General features: G+C 62.1%; 1 protein-coding gene. It reads right to left on the reverse strand.

Annotation, left to right across the window (positions count from 1 at the left end):
• Positions 1-367, reverse strand: a 367-nt coding sequence (locus GSM73_RS26760; RefSeq protein ID WP_256676670.1) for an immunoglobulin-like domain-containing protein, incomplete at both ends; no start/stop codon positions are given.

The raw sequence follows: 367 nt of genomic DNA on the forward strand, positions 1-367 counted from the left end.
CGGCGGTGCATCGTTGTCGATGATCGAGGTACTGACGCTGCCGTTGGTGCCGCTGACGGCCAGGTTTTCGAAGTTGCCGCCGGTGGCCGAGTCGATCTTGACCACGAAGTTTTCGGTACCTTCGGTGATCTTGTCGTCCAGCGTCGCCACGTTGAAAGTGGCGCTGGTGGCATTGGCCGGAATCTTCACGGTGTAGACGCCGGTGAAGTCCGTACCGTCGGCGGCGGTACCGCTGTAGACGATCTTGAGCGTCACTTCGGTTTGCGCCGGGTTCGTCAGGCTCACGGTGTACGTCGCGGCCTGGCCTTCGGTGACCGAGGTGCTGCCGGTGATGCTGACGATGGTGTTGTCGACGGTGTCGGTCACG

It is taken from the genome of Pseudomonas sp. PICF6 (assembly GCF_009831705.1).
In the GTDB taxonomy this organism is placed as follows: domain Bacteria; phylum Pseudomonadota; class Gammaproteobacteria; order Pseudomonadales; family Pseudomonadaceae; genus Aquipseudomonas; species Aquipseudomonas rhizophila.